Annotated in this window: 19 protein-coding genes; 5 read left to right on the top strand and 14 right to left on the bottom strand. The window is 48.7% G+C overall.

The window, feature by feature from the left end:
* Complete coding sequence (locus tag CRP01_RS12905; RefSeq protein ID WP_099150451.1) at positions 1 to 1,020, top strand: acyl-CoA reductase; 1,020 nt, start codon at positions 1 to 3, stop codon at positions 1,018 to 1,020.
* A 93-nt stretch (positions 1,021 to 1,113) separates the two neighbouring features.
* On the opposite strand, the gene CRP01_RS12900 is transcribed toward CRP01_RS12905, so the two are convergent.
* The 4 genes from CRP01_RS12900 to CRP01_RS12885 form a co-directional block, all read right to left on the bottom strand.
* Complete coding sequence (locus CRP01_RS12900; protein WP_099150450.1) at positions 1,114 to 2,064, bottom strand: SPFH domain-containing protein; 951 nt, start codon at positions 2,062 to 2,064, stop codon at positions 1,114 to 1,116.
* Positions 2,065 to 2,161: 97 nt separating this feature from the next.
* Entirely contained in the window at positions 2,162 to 5,344 is a 3,183-nt protein-coding gene (locus tag CRP01_RS12895; RefSeq protein ID WP_099150449.1) for a ligand-binding sensor domain-containing protein, read from the bottom strand.
* A 241-nt stretch (positions 5,345 to 5,585) separates the two neighbouring features.
* Positions 5,586 to 6,767, bottom strand: a complete 1,182-nt coding sequence (locus CRP01_RS12890) for an FG-GAP repeat domain-containing protein (RefSeq protein WP_099150448.1) — start codon at positions 6,765 to 6,767, stop codon at positions 5,586 to 5,588.
* 166 nt (positions 6,768 to 6,933) lie between these two features.
* A complete protein-coding gene (locus CRP01_RS12885) occupies positions 6,934 to 7,560 on the bottom strand; it encodes a response regulator transcription factor (RefSeq protein ID WP_099150447.1) in 627 nt (208 codons plus the stop codon).
* Between the two features lie 104 nt (positions 7,561 to 7,664).
* Here CRP01_RS12885 and CRP01_RS12880 point away from each other — a divergent pair, with 104 nt between their 5' ends.
* Both CRP01_RS12880 and CRP01_RS12875 read left to right on the top strand, forming a co-directional pair.
* A complete protein-coding gene (locus tag CRP01_RS12880; protein ID WP_099150446.1) occupies positions 7,665 to 8,732 on the top strand; it encodes a 3-oxoacyl-ACP synthase III family protein in 1,068 nt (355 codons plus the stop codon).
* Between the two features lie 165 nt (positions 8,733 to 8,897).
* Complete coding sequence (locus tag CRP01_RS12875; RefSeq protein ID WP_099150445.1) at positions 8,898 to 9,530, top strand: superoxide dismutase; 633 nt, start codon at positions 8,898 to 8,900, stop codon at positions 9,528 to 9,530.
* Positions 9,531 to 9,659: 129 nt separating this feature from the next.
* Here the strand turns inward: CRP01_RS12875 and CRP01_RS12870 are convergent, their stop codons facing one another.
* From CRP01_RS12870 to CRP01_RS12860, 3 genes are all read right to left on the bottom strand, one after another.
* Complete coding sequence (locus tag CRP01_RS12870) at positions 9,660 to 10,331, bottom strand: glycosyltransferase family 2 protein (RefSeq protein WP_099150444.1); 672 nt, start codon at positions 10,329 to 10,331, stop codon at positions 9,660 to 9,662.
* Positions 10,332 to 10,473: 142 nt separating this feature from the next.
* Positions 10,474 to 11,886, bottom strand: coding sequence for a hypothetical protein (locus CRP01_RS12865; protein ID WP_099150443.1), 1,413 nt, complete (start codon positions 11,884 to 11,886; stop codon positions 10,474 to 10,476).
* Positions 11,876 to 13,570: a hypothetical protein gene (locus CRP01_RS12860; RefSeq protein ID WP_099150442.1), complete on the bottom strand. Its 1,695-nt coding sequence runs from the start codon at positions 13,568 to 13,570 to the stop codon at positions 11,876 to 11,878. Before CRP01_RS12860 ends, CRP01_RS12865 begins: the two co-directional genes overlap by 11 nt.
* 161 nt (positions 13,571 to 13,731) lie before the next feature.
* On the opposite strand from CRP01_RS12860, the gene CRP01_RS12855 reads away from it, so the two are divergent.
* The gene (locus CRP01_RS12855) at positions 13,732 to 14,085 is read left to right on the top strand and encodes a DUF2304 domain-containing protein (protein ID WP_099150441.1); all 354 of its coding nucleotides are present in this window, start codon (positions 13,732 to 13,734) and stop codon (positions 14,083 to 14,085) included.
* The gene (locus CRP01_RS12850) at positions 14,082 to 15,176 is read left to right on the top strand and encodes a glycosyltransferase family 4 protein (protein WP_099150440.1); all 1,095 of its coding nucleotides are present in this window, start codon (positions 14,082 to 14,084) and stop codon (positions 15,174 to 15,176) included. The genes CRP01_RS12855 and CRP01_RS12850 overlap by 4 nt, the downstream gene beginning before the upstream one ends.
* Here the strand turns inward: CRP01_RS12850 and CRP01_RS12845 are convergent.
* From CRP01_RS12845 to CRP01_RS12815, 7 genes are all read right to left on the bottom strand, one after another.
* Positions 15,169 to 16,353, bottom strand: coding sequence for a hypothetical protein (locus CRP01_RS12845; protein WP_099150439.1), 1,185 nt, complete (start codon positions 16,351 to 16,353; stop codon positions 15,169 to 15,171). The genes CRP01_RS12850 and CRP01_RS12845 overlap by 8 nt on opposite strands.
* A complete protein-coding gene (locus CRP01_RS12840; RefSeq protein ID WP_099150438.1) occupies positions 16,346 to 17,398 on the bottom strand; it encodes a glycosyltransferase family 2 protein in 1,053 nt (350 codons plus the stop codon). Before CRP01_RS12840 ends, CRP01_RS12845 begins: the two co-directional genes overlap by 8 nt.
* Before the next feature lie 69 nt (positions 17,399 to 17,467).
* Entirely contained in the window at positions 17,468 to 18,421 is a 954-nt protein-coding gene (locus CRP01_RS12835; protein ID WP_099150437.1) for a glycosyltransferase family 2 protein, read from the bottom strand.
* Complete coding sequence (locus CRP01_RS12830) at positions 18,421 to 19,224, bottom strand: sulfotransferase family 2 domain-containing protein (protein ID WP_099150436.1); 804 nt, start codon at positions 19,222 to 19,224, stop codon at positions 18,421 to 18,423. Before CRP01_RS12830 ends, CRP01_RS12835 begins: the two co-directional genes overlap by 1 nt.
* Positions 19,225 to 19,233: 9 nt before the next feature.
* Positions 19,234 to 20,025 (bottom strand): ABC transporter ATP-binding protein, encoded by a 792-nt coding sequence (locus CRP01_RS12825; protein WP_099150435.1) that lies wholly within the window; start codon positions 20,023 to 20,025, stop codon positions 19,234 to 19,236.
* 9 nt (positions 20,026 to 20,034) lie between these two features.
* Positions 20,035 to 20,838, bottom strand: coding sequence for an ABC transporter permease (locus tag CRP01_RS12820; protein ID WP_170110347.1), 804 nt, complete (start codon positions 20,836 to 20,838; stop codon positions 20,035 to 20,037).
* A 10-nt stretch (positions 20,839 to 20,848) separates the two neighbouring features.
* Complete coding sequence (locus CRP01_RS12815) at positions 20,849 to 23,146, bottom strand: glycosyltransferase (RefSeq protein WP_099150433.1); 2,298 nt, start codon at positions 23,144 to 23,146, stop codon at positions 20,849 to 20,851.
* Between the last annotated feature and the right edge of the window lie 209 nt (positions 23,147 to 23,355).

Below are 23,355 nucleotides of genomic sequence, written 5' to 3'. Positions count from 1 at the left end.
ATGAATTTAAACGAGCGACTGGATGCACTGGTGAAATTGGGGGAAAGTCTCCGAGGGGAGGATGAATACCGGGAAGCGGTGATCCATCGTACGGCTTTCAATAATCCCTGGTTCACCAAAGAAAATCAGCGGCTGGCGCTGGAAGCCATCAGTACCAAAATGCTAGATAAGGAAAAACTGGACCAGTGGCTGGATCGTTATGAAATGCACGAACCGGAAAACATCCGGTCGGTCGGCATGGTACTGGCGGGCAATATCCCGCTGGTCGGGTTTCACGATGTATTATGCGTCTTCGTTGCCGGTCACCACGCGGTGATCAAATTGTCCGATAAAGATCCCTACCTCCTGCCTTTCCTGCTTAAAAGGCTAAACGAGATCGATGAACGTACCGCAGCCTATTTTCGGATCGTAGAGCAGCTGAAGGACTTTGATGCCGTCATTGCGACGGGTAGCAATAATTCCGCCCGCTACTTCGAATCCTACTTCGGTAAGTATCCCAACATTATCCGGAAAAACCGCAATGCCGTGGCGGTGCTTAACGGGGCGGAGGATCACGATGAACTCATGGCGCTGGGTAAAGATGTATTTCGCTATTTTGGATTGGGATGCCGGAATGTAGCTAAACTGTATGTTCCCGAAGGCTACGATTTTGATCCGTTATTGACGGCGTTTCATGAATACCGGGACATCATTACGCACAGCAAATACAAAAATAACTTCGATTATAATTACGCCCTTTTCATGCTGAATAAGGTGCCTTACCGGGCGAACGGGTGTATCATTCTGACGGAAAATCCCAATCTACAATCGCACATTGCGGGCCTGCACTACGAGTACTACGATAGTGAGCAGGAACTGGTCACGGATCTGAAAAGCCGGGAGGAAGAGATTCAGTGTGTCGTGAGTAAAATGGATCTGGAAGAGGTGGAGCAATTTCCGTTCGGGAAAGCCCAGGAACCGGAACTATGGGACTACGCGGATGGAGTGGATACGATGAAATTTCTACTGGACCTTGATTAGAAAAATCATTGTGTTGGAGTTGTTGTGTGTTGGAGTGTTGAAGTGGGATTGAAAACTGCCGGGCTTTTTTCCACCCGACAGTTTTAATAAGATCTATTTCTTAGCCTTGATAGCTTCTTTCAGTTCCAGTTTTTTCGACTGTTCTTTCATCTTCTCGCCGATCTGCTGACTGGCGACAAAGCTGGCGGTCATATCCCCGAGCATATCGCTGGCCGAACTTGGTGCGTTGGGTAACATGATCAGGTTACTATTGGCGTTTTCACCCATGGCCTGCAGCGTATCGTAATGCTGGGTAACTACGATCAGTGCGGAAGCCTCCTGGGAATTGATCCCTACTTTATTGAGGATATCCACTGATTCCTCCAAACCTTTGGCGATCTCACGGCGCTGGTCGGCAATACCCTGACCCTGCAGTCTTTTACTTTCCGCTTCGGCTCTCGCCTTGGCTACGATCCGGATACGTTCAGCCTCACCTTCGTACTCGGCCGCTACTTTCTCACGTTCGGCTGCATTAATGCGGTTCATGGCATTTTTCACGGCGTGATCCGGATCGATATCGGTAACGAGTGCCTTTACGATGACGTATCCGTATTCGCTCATAGCGTCCGAGATCTCCCGGCGAATGGCCACCGCAATATCATCTTTGCGTAGGAACACATCATCCAGTTTCAGTTTCGGCACTTCGGCCCGGACCGTATCAAATACATAGGAAGTGATCTGCTCGTAGGGATTTTCCAGCTCGTAGAAGGCATCGTATACCGAATTGGATTTCACCCGGAACTGAACGGAAACTTTCAGTTTAACGAAAACATCGTCCTTGGTCTTGGTCTCTACCAAGACATCCAGTTGCTGGATCTTCAGATTGATCCGTCCGGCAACGCGGTCCAGGAAAGGGATCTTAAAATGCAGACCAGGCTGCCTGACACTATGAAATTTCCCCAGACGTTCGAGCACCGCAGCGGTTTGTTGTTTTACGGTGAAAATTCCCGAAAAGATAATAAAGAGCACAAATAAAAAGGGGAGCAACAATACAGTAGGATCCATATGAATAGTTATTTTATTGTAAATGTTATTTTCCTAAATCTAGGTACAATTTCAATGAATGGGTAATTTTTCAAGATGAAAATAGGAAATTACTCGATCACATAAATTTTTTCATTCTCAATAGGATAGCATACCCGTCTTTTCTATTGATATTAAGGTCAGCCTTTAATCTTTCGGCCCGCATTTTTAGGTTGGAAAGTCCCTGACCGCCTTTCTTTTTAATACTCTGGGCCGCAGCTCCGATCGATTTGGCGGTACCGGATTGATCTCCCATATTTTCGTGGGCATGGGCGGGTGCAAGTTGTTGCACCGGTGTGCCGTTATCCTGGACCGAGAGCTCAAAATAATTGCCCGATTGGCGCATATTGATAAATACGCGATTGGCGTTCGAGTGTTTCGCAATATTGTTGATCGCTTCCTTATAAATGAAGTAAAGGTCCTGCCGGATATTGGCGGGGATCTTCTGGCTGCGATCCAGCTTGTGACTGATCTGAATATCGTAACGGATATTCAGGGGCAGCAACATCTCATCGGCATGTTCGTGCATCCGGCCAATCAGATCTTCCAACTGATCCTTGCGTGAGTCTATCGACCAGATCACGTCACTCATTTTGGACATGGCCTTGCGGCTCACCTCTCCGATCGTTTTCAGGCGTGTTTGTATCCGGGAATCGGTTACCATGAACTGGACCAGATCCGATTGCATGGCAATGCCGGACAACAGTCCGCTCACCTCATCGTGCAGATCACTGGCCAGTTTGGTCCGCAGTTGTTCCATCCGCAGGCGTTGCCGCATTCTGGACTGGAATACCCAATAGATCAGACTGAAAATGATCAGGATAAAGAGGACCAGCACCCAGGTCTTTTCGTAAAACGGTTTTTTGACCTTGATGGGCAGCACAAATGGTTTGGCGCTCCAGTTGCCGTTGGCGTCGGCTCCCTCCACCAGCAGCGTATAGTTACCGGCCGGGAACTTATGGAAACGGATGATCGGATCATTATAGAGATTGCTCCAGGTCTGGCTGTTGCCGAGTTTCATCCGGTACTGGTTCTTCCCGGGACGGGAGAATTCCGGAAAGGTAAAATGCAGCGCAAAATAGGTGTCGTACGGCTCGATCACCAACTGGTCGATCTGGTGCAAATTGGATTCCATGACCATCAGACTGTCATCCCGGGAGCGGTACCGCTCGATCTTGGTGAGTAGCACGGTGGGTTTGGGTTCGTGCAGCAAGAGGTCTTTGGGCAGGAACACATTCAGCCCATTCACACTGCCGAAGTAATAGCGGCCTTTTTCGTCACGGTAAAAGGAAAACGGATTGAATGCATTGGCACTAAAGCCGTCTGCCTGGAAAAAGTTTTTGAAGGTATCGTCCGAAGGATCGTAAAAGGAGATCCCGTTATTGGTACTGATCCAGAAATTACCCGTCCCGTCCGGCAAAATGCCCGTAACTGTATTATTAGACAGTCCGTCCCGCCGGCGCAATACTTTGATCTGACCGCTTTCGCGATCGATAATATTTAATCCATTCTGGGTACCAAGCATAATGTTTCCGGCTTCGTCTTCGTAGATCAGTAAACAGGAATTGTGACTGATCCTGCGTTCGGGAGAATCGGCGTCCGTATGGTAGCGGACAAAATGCTGGTTGGTCGGATTGAAGGTATATACGCCATTGCCCGTCCCTACCCAGATCAGCCCGTCGCGACTCTGAAAAACATAGTTGGGAATGGACGTTTGCAGCGGGTTGTAGCTGTCCTGCAGGTAAAATTCGTTGTAAGTTCCGGTATTCGGGTTGAAGCTCAACAGAATGCCGTTGCTCTCCGAGGGGGAACAACCCAACCAGAACGATCCGTTTTCCGCAATGGTAAAGGCCCGGATCGGGTAGGGGATGTCAAAATCCTCCACCGTACACTGGTCCGGATCGTATTTGTACAATTTGCTGTTGAGCCGGCTCTCGCAGGCCGCTCCCCAGATGAAACCGTCAGCGTCTTTTACGAGATTGACGCCGCATTCCATATCGAGTTGCCGACCGGTAGCATCCCAGAAGGTCAGGGTATCCAGTAGATCAGTGGCCAGGTCCAGGCGGTACCAGTGCTGGCTTTCAGCGGCCAGGTAGACATAGTCGTCATCGCCGGTTATGCCTTTCAGAACGATATTGTTGTTTACTTCCTGGGACTCCTGATTGAGGTAGGTCTTGATCCGGAAACGATTATTCCGAACGACCTTGAATCCATCCTTGGTACCGAGAAAGATCGTTTTGAAAAAGTCTTCACTGAAGAGGCAAGTGATAATTTTGGGATCGTCCAGCAGATGGGAGAAATTCAGGATCTGGCCGATCGGCGTATAGGCAAAGACATTTTTTACCTCGGGCATCATACCCGCCGGTGAACTCTGCTGGATCAGCAGGTTGCCCGGTTGATCCTCCCAGATAGCTGTGTACAAACCGGATTGGTCGAAGCCCTTTTTCCGTTTAAACTTGAAGTCATCGTATTGGAGATCAAAAATTCCCGGAGTGTTTTCCCAGGCAACCCAGACCTGACCGAAGCGATCCTCGTGCAGGATATTGATCCGGTTGGGGTAGGGGATGGCACTTTGATCTTCGGGGCTGCGAAAATCATTGGCCTGGAAGTATTTTTTGATATTGCCTTCGGCATCCAGTAATTGTAAACCGATCGCACTGTCGTTGATGAGAAAATCTCCGTTGCTCAAATGCCGGAGCACGGCCTGGTAATTTTGCTCCACGCGGTGCGGCTGGTACAGCGAAAATACCGGCAGGAAATTGTTCTGCCCGTTGAATTGATACAAGCGGGTCGAATCTTCACTTTCATTGAAGGTCAGCACGAACATATCGCCCTGTTCATCCACCTCAATGGCCCGGACGATACCTTTTACGCCAGTGAGCGGACTGATCTCTACCTTCCGCAATTCGTAATTGAGCGGATCGAAAATATTGAACATCCAGGTGATGTTCTCGTAAAAGATCAGTAACTGATCCCGGGTATCCTGGTGGATGGACTGAATATTGCTGCTTAGAAGCCGGAGAGAATCATCCGGATCGGAATTGAAAACGGTAAAGTTGTAGCCGTCAAATTTATTGAGCCCATTGGCGGTACCGATCCACATCAGACTGTCCCGCCCCTTGATGATTGACCGGACGGACCGATCGGAAAGCCCTTCCTGCAGGGAATAGGTTTCGGCAATGGAAGTCCCTATCTGAGTCAGACCGGAACCGGCCAGGCAGAACAAGAAGCAGAAGGTAAATAGATATTTGGTTAAGCGCATGGGGATTTCACCTATCTTAGAAAGTGTTTAATCTTCAGCGGCAAATTCGGATTGTGTTCTTTTTTTGTTGATACTTGTCGGTTCAATTAAACCGATTGGTTCGTATTTTTACGAATGCATAAGCAAAAAAAGAATATTTGCCGATTAACTGTTTAAACTTAAACACTTTTTTACTGGCATGACCAGTTCATTCCTAATAGCATGTTTCCTTGTAAAGATACGAAATTCTGATATGAGCTGCTCACTTCAAGAGGTTTTCGTACCAGAACAGACCGCTTCGTCCGGGAAATACCAGATCGAGGTCCCCGTCACCATCCAGATCGGCGGCTTTAGGATCGAGACCGACCCCGGCGGGCCCGTTGGTCTGGATCGGGAAACGTTTAAACTTTTTTGCTTTTTTATCAAATTCGTACCGGTAGATCACCTGCGGGTCCGAGGCCCCGGGATCCTTGCCTTCGTGTGACCAATACCGCTTACCATTAACGAATTCCTTGGTGCCATTGTTGTCGAGATCGATCCAGAGCGGACTGTGTCCCTGGGACCAAGTACTGTCAACGAGGTGTTTTTGCCACGTTCTTTTTCCATTTTCGGTTTGCTGTTCCAGCCAGTAGAGTCCGTAGTCATGCCCGATGGACCAGATCAGGTCATTGTCTCCGTCTTCGTCGATATCCGCCACCACAATGGGCATGGAGGTACGGCCCAGTTCAAAATCCGGATGCCAGGTCCATTTTTCCCTGCGGGGATCTTTGGGGGCTTCAAACCAGCCGTTGGTACCGATAAAGTCGCCTCGTCCATCGCCGTTAAGGTCGCCAAATCCGCTGCCGTGCCCACCGCCTTCGTCTCCGATCTCGTACCGTTTCCATTCCGGTGCCGCTCCTTTTTTTCCGGGAATGTATTCCCACCAGGCGGCAAAAGCCCAGCCACTGGGGAGCACATCCATACGGCCGTCTCCGTCAATATCGTAGAGCCGGGCGGTTTCCATGTGGCCCGGTTCGGCGATCATGTGCTTTTTCCATGCGCCAAGTTCTTTACCGGGATGCTCTAACCAATACAGTGATTTGGACCGGAAGTTGGCGTGTACCAGATCGGTCCAGCCGTCCGAATTGACATCCAGTTCGAGGTGGGAATAGCCGTCGGGGCGGCCGTTGATGATCTCTACATCCCGGACGTGGTGGATCTTCCAGTCGGGACCTTCGTACCAATATCCACCGCTGACGACATCTAACTGTCCGTCGTGATTGACGTCCATAACGGCACAGGAACTAAAAGTCGCATTGGCATTGATGACGTGGAGTTTGAATTCGGGACCTTCCCCGTCCTGCGGAAAGAGAAAATCAGAGGCTTCGGCCGCGCTTTGGGCGTGGGCGCAAAGCATGGAAACGGCCCATAGGAAAGCCGTATTCAATATGGATCTTTGAATCATGCCTGGTGTGGTTTTTCGTTATAGTAGGAGCAGTTTGGATCCACCATTGCCCGGCAACGGCCTTATCGCAACCCGCCGGCGTACAAAAGCTGGTCATTTCACTTACTCCGGGAAATGAATGTACGAAAATCCCTCCACTTTCAAGCTTTGCCGGGAAAACAGTTGGCTAGATTTCTCCGTCCAGTTTCTTCTTGATCACTTCTGTACGGCTGTTTACTTCCAGCTTTTTATAGATCTTTTTGATATGATCGCGGACGGTTTCCACCGATATCAGATATTTATCGGCGATGAGTTTATAACTCAATCCGTCGATCAGCCCCTGGACGATCTGTTCCTGCCGTGGCGTCAGTTTTTTGTCGGGATCCTGGCGTCGGGGAGCAAAATGATTGATCACCTTGCGGGCAATGGAGGGCGACATATAGGAGCCGCCTCCGCCCACGGTCAGCAGTGCATCCCGGATGGATTTCAGGTCACTTCGTTTAGACAGATAAGAAACCGCTCCGGCGCATAAAGCCTTGAAAATGCGATCCGAATCATCGTAGGAGGTCAACATAATGATGTCAATATCCGGGCGTTCGTTCTTGATATGCCGGATGCCTTCCAGCCCCGACATGCCCGGTAGGTTGATATCCAGCAAGAGGATGCTGATGTCCTTGACGTATTTTTCCTGCTCTAAAAAGTCTTCGACGGAATTAGTAGAGAGTGCAATTTCCATATCGGCCTGACTGGCCAGGTAGATCTCCAGATTTTCCCTTACCAATGGCTCATCTTCGATTATCCCTAGTTTTATCATCTGGTAAAAAGTTGTACATTGTCGATTCTATAATAATACCCGCAATTTATAATTTTGTTGCGCTTAATTTTACTTTCGCCAAATCCTTCTTAAAAAAAACATATATGTTCAGTGCTAAAATCGGTGGCATCGGTTCCTATGTACCGGAATGGGAAGTAACGAATAATGACCTGGAAAAGGTGATGGATACTTCTGACGAATGGATACAGGAACGTACCGGGATCCAAAGCCGCAGGTACGGTAAAAAACACAAAGAGACTTCGACCACCATGGGCGCACGGGCGGCCGAGATAGCGATTGATCGCGCGGGTATCGATAAGGAAGATATTGATTTCATCATATTCGCTACCCTAAGTCCGGACTACTACTTTCCCGGATGCGGGGTGCTGCTGCAGCGCGAAATGGGCATTACGAACAAAGAGGTCGGCGCCCTGGATATTCGCAATCAGTGCTCGGGTTTTATCTATGCACTTTCGGTGGGTGACCAGTTCATCAAAACGGGCATGTACCAGAACATCCTGGTAGTTGGCGCGGAGATGCACTCTATGGGCCTGGACTTTTCGACTCGCGGCCGTAACGTCAGTGTTATCTTTGGGGACGGTGCCGGTGCGGTAGTGCTACAGCGCAGTACCCGGGAGGGCCAGGGTATTTTGACCACCCACCTGCACGCGGATGGCACCTACGCCGAAAAGCTGGCGCTGATCAATCCTGGTGCCCACGGCGGTTACCACGCCGAAAAGATGGGTGAGGATACCGATTTCGGTTATCCGGACACCAAATACGGCGAGATGTTCGTCAACAAAAAAATGATCGATGACGCCATGGTCTATCCGCAGATGGAAGGTCAGTTCGTTTTCAAACTGGCGGTACAGAAGTTTCCCGAAGTGATCGGTGAGGCTTTGGAAAAGACCGGGCTGAAGACTTCGGATATAGATATGTTCGTACCCCACCAGGCGAACCTTCGGATCAGCCAGTTCGTGCAGCGCAGGCTCGGCCTGAAAGATGAACAGGTCTGGAACAATATCCAGAAGTACGGTAATACCACGGCTGCCTCCATTCCGATCGCCCTTTGCGAAGCCTGGGAAGCCGGTGCCGTCAAAGATGGAGACCTCGTTTGCCTGGCCGCGTTTGGCAGTGGTTTCACCTGGGGATCGGCCTTGATACGCTGGTAATCAGTCGAAAATCAACTTCCTTTTTCCATTGGAGAAAAAAGGAAATCTCCGGCTAAACAATGGGGAAATATAACTTGTTATCTACTGTGATATGTCGACACCCAAAACCCGGGGCGGTATACCAATATTTCAACACCTATTTTTTTAATTATAAAAAACAATTTCATGGCCTTTCAACTTCCCGATCTGCCATATGCATACGATGCGTTAGAACCACACCTCGATGCTCGCACAATGGAAATCCACCACACTAAGCACCACCAAGGCTATACCAACAAACTGAATGATGCTATTGCGGGTACTGACCTGGAGAAAAAAAGTATCAAAGAGATCCTGGCCAACGTTTCAAAATATCCTGCCGGAGTTCGTAACAACGGCGGTGGTTTTTACAACCACGATCTTTTCTGGAAAGTAATGTCTCCGGATGGCGGCGGCGTACCTTCCGAAAAAATGAATATCCACAAGGCGATCATGCGCGATTTCGGATCTTTCGAAAAATTCAAGGAAGAATTTTCGGCTGCAGCCGGTTCGCGTTTCGGTTCCGGATGGGCCTGGCTGTGTGTAGACAGCGACGATAAGCTGTTTATCTGCTCTACGCCGAATCAGGATAATCCCCTGATGGACGTCGTTGAGGCCAACGGTACCCCGATCCTGGGACTGGATGTATGGGAACACGCCTATTATCTGAACTACCAGAACCGCAGACCGGATTACGTATCTGCGTTCTTCAACGTGATCAACTGGCACGAAGTAACCGAGCGTTATAACGATGCGAACAAGGGTGCGTCATCCTTCTAAGCAAAGAAGTTATTCCCTGTCCGGGCAATAGTTAATTGCTCAGGGACAAAAACTAAGAAGCTCCACGGCCGACCGGCCGTGGAGCTTCTTTTATTACCCTACCTAACAGAAGGTCACTGCGACCCCCCGTTATATAAAATGCTTGAAAAAACGGTAAGCCATTTTGATCCCGTTGCCCAGAGACTGACCTTTCTGTAGGGTCTCCTCGCTGTATCTCACTTTTATGGGCACTTCTGTGTAGGAGGCCCGGTGGTGGCGGATCAGATAAATGAATTCGGTACAAAATTCGTAACCGTTGAAATGAAAATCGATCTTTCGGGCAAAATTGGCCCGGAAGGCTTTCATGCCGGATTGGCTATCCGATATGAGTGCACCGGTGATCAGTGTGGTGATCAGATTACCGATCTTATTGTATAATCGCCGGATGGCGGGAATATCATCATTCTGGGACAAAAAGCGACTGCCGATCACCACATCTACCTGCTGCTCTTCCAGTGCCTGTACCAGTTTGGGAATATCATCCGGGAAGTGTTGGTTATCACCGTCCAGCGTAACGATGATGTCAGCGCCCTGCTCCAGCGCAAATTCCACACCGGTCTGGGTAGCGGCTCCAGCGCCGAGATTGATGGGGTGGGAGAGTACGGTGGCCCCGAATTGCCGGGCTACCTGGATCGTATTGTCAGAACTACCGTCATCCACTACGATCACCTGGTCGTATCCCTGAAGGATGGTTTGGTAGATCACCTTACCAATACGGTTTGCTTCGTCTTTGGCAGGAATAACTACGTAAATTTTTGCCATAAGAAGATTTGTTCTCAGAGCTTCATGGGGAAGCGCTATCGTTTAGGTCGTCGAGATTAAAAGCTGTACAAATTTAATAAACAGCAGGGAATAAACTGTTAAAGCGGCCCATCAATTTGGAATGGGGGCCATTCGATTTTGGTCAGAGTATCTGATAAACGGCAAACCAACCCCGGTTTTCGACGGTCATATTGGCTTCCGGAAAAACGGCCAGTCTCAATGATCCGTCAGCGGCCCGCAGGATACGGTCGGTAGCGATCAGTTGTAGCTGGGGGTTTTGGTACAGGAAGCTCCGGAACTGCTCAAATTTATTACGCAAACTCCCTTCCTGGGTATGGTCATTGGCGGCGAGGTTCAGGTCGACGATGATATAGCGGAAACCATAGGCGCCCAGGGCCCGGGCCAGTTCCTGTTTATTGGGAAACTCCTGATTGAGATTCCGAAAGAAATCCAGAAAATTGTCCGACACGACCCGCCGGTCATTTTTACTCACAAAAAAGGGCATCAGCGTACCCACCCGGTAAATGTAGCTCCGGTCCTCCAGGTTAATGTACTCAAGAGCGGTTCGATACTGGGGGAAGGTACGGTCAAAAACGTTGTTTTCGTCTTTTCGCCCCACCTGATACTCGGCCATCGCCGCCATGTAAGTGTACTTAGCTTTATCCGGACTGATTGTATCGTAATTGGCAAAGCGATAGGCGAAGGCAACCAGGGCCCAGATCCCGGAGGCTCCGAGCAACAGTCCTGTCAGGATCTTCCTGGTGAGCGGTGGCAGACCGGTGGATGTGGTCATTCCGATCACCACAAACAGGAAGAGGAGCGGGATCATCAATAAACCGTACCAGGTAATGCCCGAGGAGAGGAGTAGCCATAAAAAAACGTATAATACCAGAAAATGAATGCTGGTCCTCGTAGCTACATCGTGGTGCCTGATCCTTTGGTCCAGCAAAACGAGAAATAATACCAGGAACAAAAACAGTGCTACATAGGTGATGCCGTCTCTCGGCCCCGAAATAGCACTGAGCGTTTCGTAGAGCCCCGTATATAAATTGATAAATGGTTTTTTTAACTGGTAGGCCAGGGTCACTAGTGGGGCGTCGGAAAAGGTATACGCCGAGCTTTCGGTTTCCAGAGCGGCAACGGCATTTTCCACGGAGAGCTGTTCTTTATTAAGGTACGCAGAGGGTACGGATAAGAGCAGGAACAGGGTACAAAGGAGGATAAAGCCGAGGCGATTCAGCCAGTTGATCCGATCGGAAATGAGGTAGATAAGCGGCAGGAAAATGAGCATCAAAAAACCCAGATCCACGAAATAGGCCGCCATGTTGGTATTCATGATCGTGTCGTAGGGCAGGGAAACATAGCGAACAAAAAGCAGGTCTTCGTAGCCCAGAAACTCATTGATGTCTTCCTGCACACTGGTATTCCGGGGAGCATCGTTATTGGCTGATCCCTGGGCGTAGGCGTTATTGATCGTCCCCACCATCGATAGCAAAAGCAATACGATCAGCAGGCTTAACTTCGTCCTTTTAGGTTGAAAATATCTAGTTCCCATTCTGCTGATTTTGATAGATCTCTTTAATTTCCTGGATGCCCGGACTTGGGCTGGCGGTTTTTCCGTTGGTCAGGCCCGAAACACTTAAGCTCCTGCTTTCAACCACATTTTTTATCAGCCAGGGACTCAGAAAGAGGCCGCTGAGCACCGCACAAACCATTGCCATCCGGAGAATGCGAAGAAATATTGCTTTGTGCTTGAGGAAAAGATAAACGCTTAGGCCCAGTCCGATCAACAGGAGCAGCCATTGCAACTGATCGGCCCAGAGATGTAGCGGTCGCAATGCCGCCTGGCTATCGAGTCTGGCGATCAATACGAAGGCCATACTCAAACTGGTAGTTGCACCAAAGGCCATCCAGTTCCCTTTTGCATAGGCAATAGCCGGGATAAGGGCCAGCAAAATGATCAGTGCGGAAAGTTTGATACCGAGCGCAAAACCGGTCAGGATACCGATCAGGACCAGATGCGGATGTTCCCGGAAAATGGCCGGCAGGTACGGCTCCAGCCACTTGCGGAAACCGGCACCGGGCGGTGAACTGTTTTTACTTACCTTTTTGTTTTTGATTTTTTTCACAGCTTTCAGGGGCACTTCCCGTTTCGGGGGTGCTGGAGCCGGACGTAACCATTCTACCAGCACGCTAACGATCAGCAGCGAATAGAACAGCAATCCCATATCCACTTTCATGTCGCGGTAGGAAAGCCAGGAGATCATGGGAATGGTGTAAAAGATGAAAAGCACCAGCAGGCTGTAATTGCCATCCAGCCATTTCCGCCCCAAATTGTAAAGGGCAAACAGACTCAGGAGGCTACCTAGAAAAGACAAGGAAAGTGTGATGGAGATCTTACTGTACAGGAGCAGTCCCAATGCCATAAATAAGGACCAGTTGTAAGCGCCGTGCCCCTGCACCAGGCCGTGGTAATCCCGAATAAGAGAGGACAGGTTTACATAAAAGGTCATCGCATCGAAACCGGTGGGGTAGGGACGGGCAACCTGGATAAAATTCATAAGTACGAACAGGCCCAATAAGTAGTAAATACTCAGCCCCAAAATATTCAGGTCTTTAAAAATACCGATCGGACGGAGTAGGCTGATCTGAATGAAATGCCAGGCAGAACGCCAGGATAGAAAAAGCGTAAACAGTAGCAGGGGCCAAAGTATAAATCCAAAGAGGCCACCGAAGATACCCAGAATGAACAACAATGTAACCAGGGCAATAATACCCAGGGCGACAAAGACCAGGCCCGGGGCCGATAAGCTGAGATCGGGAGCGAAGATCTGCCGGAGCGCTCTACCGTTGGCGTAGACGACCAGAACGATGAAATAAACGCCGCCGGCAACTCCGAGGAGGGTTCCCAGAAAGGTGGTATTTTCCGTAATACTCAAAAAGGAACCTAAATTCTCGTAGAAAAAACCGTTGATAAGGACCAGGGAAAGCAGCAGGGAAATTACCGTTAATCCCAGGCCGCTACTGGTATAGTCCATCCATTTTTGTCCACGAAAACGGTGAAATAGAAAAACCAGCAGAGCGCCCACCGGAAGGAGCACGAGCACCAGTTCGGAGTACTGGAAAAAATCAAGAGCCCGGCGCGCTTCCTCGTGATATTGCCAATATTCCAGAAAAGTAAAGATCATCCAGAACGCAGCAAAGCTGATCCCGATGATCCTCATGATCTTATCAAACATTATATACTTTTTTCTATCAACAGGATGGTTGGAATGAGGAACATTTTCAGCGATTTACAGGAGGGCTAAGATATTAAATATATTCCACATCAGTTTAGCCGGGGATGGAGATAATCCTTATTTTGGGCTGTTTTTAAACTTCAGCCTCAAAAACGGGGAGCATGAATTTTCAATTTGAAATTTACCAGTGGCTGGTACCGCTTGTTTCACTTTTTTTTATCGCCCGGACCGTAATGCAGTACCGGGCCAACCGCCGGACTTTCCGAGGCCTCGTGATCTGGTCCACCTTTTGGTTATGCCTGGCTATTTTTGCTCTGGTGCCTAATGAAGTTTCCCAGAAATTGGCCAGAATACTGGGGATCAAGGATAACGTCAACGCCATTATCTTCATCGGTCTCGGTATCCTGTTTTTCCTCATTTTCTCTTTGTCTTCAACGGTGGATCGTCTGGAACGACAGATCACGGAACTGGTCCGGGAAATTGCCAAGGGGAATCCCCAAAAAGATGAAGAATGAAGATCCTTTTTGTGCTGGAAAATTACTACCCGAATATTGGTGGCGTAGAGACCCTCTTTAAAATATTGATCGAAAGACTCGTCGCCGCCAATCACGAATGTACGGTGGTCACTTCCCAGTTGCACCCGGATGACCCGCTCGACGAATCTCTGCCGGGCTTGCGGATCATTCGCATACCGGTTTCCAATCGCTACCTTTTCACGCTGCAGGCGCTCCGGCCGGTTTGGCGGCATATCGGTACCTGTGATCTGGTACAGACAACCTCCTACAACGCCGCCCTGCCGGCGTTTCTGATCGCTTTTTTACGCCGCAAAAAAATAGTGGTCACCTTTCACGAAGCCTGGGGGAAATTGTGGTTCCGGCTGCCGTTTATGGGGCGTATCGGCAAGATCGCCCATTATCTGTTCGAACAACTATTGCTTAAACTTCCCTTCGATCGTTTTGTGGCCGTTTCGCACAGCACGGCCCGTCGCCTTTTGGAAGAGGGCGTGTCGGAAAAACGGATAGAAACGATCTATAACGGGATCGACTATCAGGAATTCGAGCGCCCGGAACTCCCTTCCGAAAATGAACCGAAATTCACCTTTACCTACTTTGGCAGACTGGGTATCTCCAAAGGATTGGACCTACTGATAGAAGCGGCTGCTCAGATCCGTCAATCGCTACCGGACAGTCGCTTGCAATTGATCGTACCCCAGGAACCGGCGGAATTTCTGGATTGGCTGCAAGGCGCTATCCAACAAAATGGATTGGAGGACTACGTGGTGCTTCGGCATCATCTCTCTTTTCACGATCTGAAAAAGGCAATTGTTCAATCGGATTGCGTGGTGATCCCTTCCTACAGTGAAGGTTTTTGTTTCGCGGCGGTGGAAACGGTGGCCCTCGGTACTCCGATCATTTCCTCCGGTCAGGCGGCACTGCCGGAAGTGGTCGGTGGGAAATATATCGAAATGGAGTCGCTCAGCGTGGATGACCTGGCGAAGGCAATGACGGCTGCCTACCGTGGAGCGTGGCAGGAAAAAACTCTCGTAAGATTTGAGTTGGAAACTACCGTTGAGGCTTACCTGGAATTATACCGGTCCCTTACATGATCCAGTAGAAGCGGGCCCAGCCCATGAAGTAGACCAATTGCAACAGTCCCGCCGCAATCAGCAAAGTCCATCGGTATTGATCTTTTTGTAACCACACAGCGTAGGCCATAAATACCGGAAAGGCCATCAGATAATAGCGGATGCAGGACGAGAGCCGACCGGTAAAAAAGATAGGCAGAAGGATCACTATTACCATCAACGGCAACGCCTTACTGGGCAGGTGACGAAAGGCGAGATAGACCCCGTAGAAAACGATGAGGGTGATCAGTTGCTGAATGGGGGTATGGTAAAGGTTCCAGCCGTAGGGATTGATCAGGGTTTTCCAGGGCATGGAAAAATGCCGGTCCCAGGCTTGCTGGACCTGGAAAGTGGTTAGGAAATCACCTGATATCAGTTCGATGTGGTACAGAAAACCGATATACAAGAGCGGGGTGATCAGGAACCAGAGTACGTCCGGACGGATCTTACGAAAATCCCAGTTCCTTGCCTCCATATACAGGTATGCCAACGGGGCGCCAAGCCCCAGACCTATCGGACGCGTTATCGCCGCAAACATAATGCACAGGCAGGCGAATGCCCACTTTTGCCGGCTGCCGAACCATAGGCTCGCTGCTGCCAGACACAGAAACATGGATTCGGTGTAAAAGCAGGAAAGGATGAACCCGCTGGGAAAGGCGAGCATCAGCCAGATGGTGTACTTCGCAGACTTGCGGTCCCGGATATAATGCAGCGCTAACTTATAGATCAGGGATAAGGCCGTCAGTGCCGCGAGGTTGGCGATAACCAGACCGATGATGAGGTAGGCTGGGTGGCCCGGAGCAATCGGTAGCAGATGAGCCAGTGTTTTTACCACATAGGGATATAAAGGATAAAAGGCAATATTGCTTTTAACCATCGCCGGATCTCCCTGGAATACGTAACCGTAATCAATGATGTTCAGATACCAGGCGGTGTCCCAGCGACCCCAAAAGTCGATCCATTTCCAGGAAATGAATTCCCAGCCGATCTCCAGATTTTTTTTATCCGTCGGATAGTTGAAGTAATAGGGAAACACCTGGGCCAGATAACCGAACAGGATCAGGACCAGACGACTTGCCAAAAATGGGAGAAAGACATCGCGGCGCAATTCTCTACCTGCGATCTGGTTCCCGGTTGTTTGATCCGCCCTTTCAGTCATATTTTTCAAAAACCATTTTTTCTCCCCGAATGAGATACTTGTAGAATCGCTGCAGGTCCTTTTTTAGGAAAAAATCCATTTTCCTGATCATTTCCAGACTGGAGATCACGCGATGTTGCGCAAAAAATTGTCTGCGGGTAGATCGGAGCAGGTGACGTCCATCCATAAAAACCCAGCGGAGTGCCTGTAACTGGATCCTTAAATACTTCTTTCGAAAGAACAACGTATTGACCGCCAGACCGGCCAGCGTACGGAAAAGTAAAAAGGGAAAACAGACCCAAAAGGCTCCCGCCGGAATGAGTTTGGCGATGATGTAATAGATGTGTTTTTGGATATTGAGGGTATATTCAAAATCCCGGATCTTATTGACGGAACGACTGACCTTATGGTATACTACGGCCTCCGGGGCGTAAACGGAGCGATAACCACAAACGATGCCGCGTAAACCTAACTCCACGTCCTCGTAGCCATTGGTGAAGTGTTCGTCAAACGTTCCGATCTCCCGGAGCATCTCCGTGGGATATAAGGCGGCACCGGCGCAGGGACCTACATTCTCCCTGACCGTAGTATGATCCTGGACCGAATCCTCATTTCCGATTGGAAGCACTTCCAGGGTATTCAGCAACTGGTGGCCGGCATTATCCATCCGCTCCCGGTCAAAGTAGTTGATCATTTTGCTGGTGACCATTTGACCGGGATGATCCCCGGCGGTCCGGATCAGGGTGGCCAGCCACTGCCGGTCCAAAGTCGTATCGTTGTTGAGCAGTACCACTTGTGGTAATTCAGGGTGCTCAGTCAGTATTTCCCGTAGAACCTGATTGTTGCCACGGGTAAATCCCAGATTCTGGTCGTTGAATCGCAGGACAATGCGGGGATTATCGGAATAGTGTCTTTTTAGTTCTGCGACTTCAGCTTCCTCCGAACCGTTGTCAATCAGATAAACCCGATAGTTTGAATAGGATTGTTCTTCCAGGGATGCCAGGCACTCCCGGGTGTCTTCCAGGCCGTTCCAGTTGAGGATGATGATGGGAATTGGTGGTGGCATGGGGCGAAGATAGATCGGAAAATTAAAATCTCAGAATTTGGAAGCCGGTCTTATGGCCGGAAATGACGGTTATTGGGAATAGGGCGATTCACTGAAAAACAGCCACCTGAAAAAGTCCCGGTAGGCCTGGCTCAGCGGTTGAAAACTTCGAAAATCCCGATTTTTAATGAAAATAAAACTTTTGGTAAACAGCCGGAAAAAGAAAACCACCGGGAAATAGAGCGGATGATGGATCCAGGTGAATTTAAGTGCGCTGAGATTCCCGTAGTAGTGACCCACCCAGGAACCTTTGCCCTTATTGGGATTTTTACTTCCGGTACTTTTGCCGGACTGGTGGTGCAAAACACTGTCCGGGCACCAGGCGAGATGGGATTTGCCCCCGATCTGATAAACAAAATCCAGTTCTTCGTAGTACAGAAAATAGATCTCATTCATCATTCCGTATTCGCGGAAGGTATCGGCTCGAATAAACATAGAAGCACCGGCGGGATAATCCATCTGCGGCAACGGATGAAAAAGTCCGGTGGGGAAACGACGGTCTTGGGAGAAAGATATTGGTCGGGGTATGGAGAACAAGGGGTTATAACTGAAACCGCCCGCGCAATGAAAGTGGAGTTCCGGAAAAACCTCGAATATAGTGCTACCCCAGACGAGTGGGATCGGATACTTTCGGGCAGCGGCTACGAGCTTGTTAAGAGCCTGGTCCTGAACAATAATATCGTTATTCAGCAACCAGATGTAATCAGGTTGGCAATGATCCAATGCATAGCGGATGCCCACATTATTGCCACCGGCAAAACCGGCATTACGGGAGTTCTTTATCAGATAGACCTGATGTTCAACCTGCCCATCTTCGAGATATTGCTCCAGAATATGGATAGATCTGCTTTGGGAATTATTGTCGACAATTATGATCTGAAAGGAAAAGGTGGACTCATCCCGGGTATTTTGCAACAGAGATTCAACGCATCGGATCGTAATTTTAGACTGGTTCCAGTTGACCAGGATAATGGCGACTTTCATTACTTGTTCAGGATGAGCAATTTACGTTTTTCAAATAGTTGAAGTGCGAAATGGTACAGTTCCTGATCCAGTTCTAAATACGGTTGGATCTGTTCTACCAGCAGAGGATCAAGTTGTTGTTTCGCCGAAATTGGAGCTACATTCCTTTTCAGTTGGGAGCCGAGTTTTGCTCCCAGCAGTTGTTCCGCCATTAGAAGCGAATCGGAAAATCTTTCGGTCAGGCCGACAAATGTACATTTTTCCAGATTAGCTTTAGCAAGGTCCAGGTGTTTTTTGGAAATCATGTCCGGCTGGTAGAATGCTTCCATCTGGTCGAGCGTGGAAACTGACAGGAATCTGGTCTGCAGGTTTTGGAGATGCCCGCGGTGTTTTTCAAAAACCTCGAGCAGGCTCCTATCTTTATTTTCGGGATAATTTCTTTGAAAATGTAATAGGTTGGAAATAGTTCTGTCTATCGGATCTCGTAAAAAAACGTAGTATTCAACCGGGGCGGCAAGAAGTTCCCCGGCCGCAAAGGGAAAATGCCCGGTCAGAAAAAGGATCTTGCGCTGTTCCAGCGGCAGGATCTCCCGAACCTCTTCAAAAGTCAGATAATTTCCATCGTTTTTTCCAAGATCTTGCAGACTTGGAAAAGAAACTTCCTGATCGATAAGACGAAAAAGCATATTCCGGAATGATGTACCGGCGGTTTTGGGAATATGGATGAAAAAAATGGGGCGCTCCGGACGGTACCTGGCCCGTTCAACATATTTGAGCCACAGTGATCTGACCCGGAAGCGTGTTTTCAACCCGATGAAATGCATAAACGACGATTACTGTTTCATTAATTTCCGGTACTGCGGGATGACCTCATCCGGCGTACCCAGAGCAACCATCTCGCCCCGATGGAGCAGCAAAACACGCTGGCAGTGCTCCCGGATGGTGGGCAAAGTGTGACTGACGTGTATGATGGTCCGGCCTTTAACGATCGATTCTTTGAAGATACTTTCCGACAACTGCTTAAACTGAAGATCGCCGACCCCTCCGAAAAACTCATCCATGAAAAAGATCTCCGCCTCGGCGTGTACGGCAATAGCGAATTTAAGTCGGGAGATCATTCCGGTTGAAAAAAACTTGACCTTGGTATGCTTGTACTCTTCCAGGCCGGCCATATGGAGGATCAAATCGTGACGCTCCCGGATCTGTTTCATACTCAGTCCAAGGATGGAGGCATTCAGGAAAATATTTTCGTGGGCAGTAAGTTCGGTATCGAATCCAATGCCTAAAGACAGCCGCATAAAATTCCCCTTACGGTAAACCTTGCCTCCGGGATTGGGTTGATAGGTACCGGCCATTAAACGCAAGAGCGTGGATTTGCCGGAGCCGTTATGACCGATGATCCCGAAAAACTCGCCTTTTTTAATCTCCAGGTTGATATTTTTCAGAGCCTCGATCTTCCGGTGGGATTTCTTGGAAAAAAAGGCAGAAAGCTGACCGGCCATGGTCGGAGCCCCATCAATAATGGAAAACGTTTTGGAGACGTTCTCCAGCTTAATGACGGTTTCCCGTTCTTTCCAATTAACCGCCGGGACCTGGTCCTTATGTACTTCCGTTTTACTTTTCATGGCAACTTGCTATTGCTTCTCCAGGGCCATACCATAGGAGCGATTGAGAAAATACAGTGCGATAAAGAAAAATATCAGGGCGTAGACGTAGTCATAGATAAAAAGATTGAGATCGAACCCCTCCCCGTAGATCAGGACAGCCCTGGTGTTTTTAATGATGCCGCAGACGGGCGTAAGGTAGGCCAGGGCTGCTTCTTTCCAATCTGCGCTGTTGTTGTCGATCTGGAAAAAAACGCCGCTGAACCACATCAGCATAAGTACAAAAAGATTCCAGATATGAATGATATCCCTGATAAAGATATGGATGACCGATAGCATGATCATCGTACCCAGAATGAAGATAGCCATATTAATAAACAGCAACGGGAAAAGCACCACGGTGAAATTGATATCCACCCCAAAAAATATGCTGGCCACAAAGTAGACCGTAAAGTTAAAGGCAAAACCGATGGTACTGCTTAACAAAGAGGCAAAGTAAATATCGATCTTGTTGATCTGTATATTCTCGAGAATAAAAGACCTGGTCTGTATAATATTGAGCCCACGGAAAGCTGATTCTGAAAAGTAGATCCAGAAGATAAGTCCGAGAAACAGGAAAAGTGCAAAGTTTGGCGTTTTAGAACCAATCAGATAAGTAAAGACAAAGTAATAGATAAAAAATCGACCCAGTGGATTGATAAAAGCCCAGATCAACCCAAGGAAGGAGCCGTAGTACCGCCTTTTGAAATCCATTTTAGCCAACAACCAAATCCTTTCCAGGCGATTGTTTTCCGGCAATTTGGTAAGAATATTCGATATCTGGCTTTTAATCATATTAGCTAACTCAATTAGTACTGTCCCAATCGATCCCATTGGGTTTATTGCGGTGCTTTTCCAAAAACTTCTCCATGTTGGCCGTCTGGTAGGCTTTGAAACCACTGCTGGTATCCGTACCCGATGTGGCGCCTTCGAAGTGATAGACCACGCTGTCGGGCGTTACGACCGTGGCTAATCCGTGCTCTCTGGCAGTATAACAATAATCGCTGTCTTCGCAATAGCACGGATGAAATTGGTCGTCAAAGGTACCGATCTTTTCAATAGTAGAACGTTTTATGTACATCGCACAACCGGAAACATAACCGCACTGGGTCAACTGATTGAATTCAGGCAGGGTAGGGTCTCCGAACTTACCGATATTCCGGCCCGTGCCGTTGGCGTAAAGTTCGGATCCAAATTCCTGCAGCGTACCGTCCGGGTACAGGATCTTTGAGCCGCTTACTCCGATTTCGTCCGACAGGTATGCGGCGCGGTATAATCCCATTAACCAACCCGGACTGACTTCCACGTCATTATTCAGCAAAACCACGTCGGATTCCGGGTACTGCTCCATCATCCGGTTATTGGGGCGCACAAAAACTTCGTTGGTATCGGAAAGGATCGGTTCTACTCTCGTATCCTGAGCGGCGAGTTCCCGGAGATATTCCCGGGTGCCGTCGGTACAGCCGTTAGAGTGGACCAGGATGCGAAAATTCGGATAGGAGGTATGTTGCAAGATAGAATTTAAACACTGCTCCAGCAGATCTCTTCGGTTCCAGGTCACGATACAGATCGAAATAGCGGGAAAGATCGCCTGGAGGGCGTTGGCCTGCACAATCTCCGGAGATACCAGTTGACTGAGTTTCCGGCGTGCCCGCTCATTCATTGCTTTCAGATCATATTCGCCCTGCAAAGCCCGAATGGCATAGCGGGCCATTTCCTGCGGACTGGAAACAATGAAGCCTTCCTCCAAATGGATGAACTCAATACCTTCATTGCCGATCTCATTCGTGATCACAGTTAACCCGTAGGCAACCGCTTCGCAGATCTTTCCTTTGATACCGGCCCCTGCGAGCAGGGGAATAATCGTTAGTTGACTTTTGCGGTAAATTTCCGGGATCTCCTCTTCTTTCACGAAACCTACAAATTCGATCCCCGGCCTTTTTCCGAGCGCAGTGACTTCCGGAGGGGCTTTCGAACCGGCGATTAAAAGTTTAGCATTACTGATTTCCGACTGGATGATCGGGAAAATCTGCTCGGCCAGTATTTGCACAGCCTTCAGGTTAGGTTCGTGTTGATAACCTCCAAAGAACAGAATGGTATTCGTCGGATCGTCTGAGTACACCTGCTCGTCCATCCGGTGCACATTGGAGACGATTGCAACTTCGATGTCGGGGATCTCCGAAAGGATTTCCGCACCATCCTGTGCCGTAACGGCCCAGACCTGGTTGGCTGCTCTATAGGCCAGTATTTCCTTTTCTTTATTCAGATCGGCTCTTTCCCGGGTCAGTGTATTCCCATCTTCCAAAGATCGCAGTTCCCGCAACCAATGTACATCTACGGAATCCACGATTATCTTCGCTTCGGGGAAAATCTTGGTGAGTTCAAAATTATCGAAAAGCGTGTAGTACCAACAAAAGATCACCGCATCTGCCTGGGGAATGGATTTCCTCAGGTTGTGAAGGTCCTCATCAATGATTACTTTGATATTGTTTTTTTCCAGGGCCGCTACGTACTTCCTGGGATTTTCTCCCAAAGTGAAAAGATAAACCGTTGCACTTTCGGACAAGAGTTTCAGAATCCGGAACAGACGTTTGTCTCCACTCGAAAGATCATAGGCAGGTACATTGGGCGTGACAAAAAGCAGGATTGGAGCGCGGTTGAATTCAGAGGCACTGCCGAAATACTGTTTGCTCTGATTGGCAAAATCCAATTTTTGCGCGAGATCGTACTGTTTTACTTGCGAAAGCGATTGGAAGAAATGTTCTTCGGAAACAGCAGCAGGATGATTAACCGGATGACTGGCTGAAATACGATTGGCAGGGCTATTAGCTGCTTCTCCTTTGATTTTATCGTAGATCCAACGTAAGGGAGCGGTGATCATCCAGCCTATTCGAAAGCTGAGCGAATCTTTAATTTCCTGGATAGTTCTTTCCCGGGATTGCAGATCCTGGTAGGCTTTGTATAAATTCTCCTGGGCTCTTCGGGCGTTTATCTGGGAACTGATCAATTGTTTTTCAAGCTCCTGGATCTTTTTCGCGTCGGCCTCAACTTTGTGTTCAAGAGAATTCTTTGCAGACTCCTCATTTGTCGATTCAAAACTCATATAGTTCTACATGCATCTAAACACTTCGATTCAAAACGGTATAGATAGACTTTTTTTGCTTGATAAAATATGAATCACCCCGGATTTTATAAAAGGCGATGTATGACCTCAGAGAGGTCGAATATTCGTAGAATTTAGCCTGGATAAGCGTTTTCCGACCTCAGGGAGGTCGCACATTTACCACATTGCTCCATGTTGTGCGACCTCGC

It is taken from the genome of Flavilitoribacter nigricans DSM 23189 = NBRC 102662, from assembly GCF_002646595.1.
In the GTDB taxonomy this organism is placed as follows: domain Bacteria; phylum Bacteroidota; class Bacteroidia; order Chitinophagales; family Saprospiraceae; genus Flavilitoribacter; species Flavilitoribacter nigricans.
Note: the sequence above shows the minus strand (reverse complement) of the source record. Positions and strands in the feature narration are given on the sequence as shown.